Below are 228 nucleotides of genomic sequence, written 5' to 3' on the forward strand. Positions count from 1 at the left end.
CACCGTCTATTTCCTGAACCTCATTTGGGGCCATATCGATCACGATGCGCCACTGAACCACGCCATCCCGATCCAGGGAATGCCTGCGTCGCCGCATCTGGATTTCGCAGGCGAGGTGAGGGCGGCGACGCACTTTCCCGTCTTCCACGCCGCGCGAATAGCGGACATCGCGACCGCAAGCTGTCTCTTATACACATCTCCGAGCCCACGAGACGCGTAGTAGTTTGG

The 228-nt window shown here is 59.6% G+C and carries 1 protein-coding gene; it reads left to right on the forward strand.

Annotated elements, in window-relative coordinates; all coding sequences use genetic code 11:
* On the forward strand, positions 1-220 hold a 220-nt coding region (locus ACPYOI_RS37365; RefSeq protein WP_481424342.1), incomplete at its 5' end, for a hypothetical protein.
* Positions 221-228 lie beyond the last annotated feature (8 nt).

It is taken from the genome of Rhizobium sp. SVR5-2C (genome assembly GCF_056755115.1).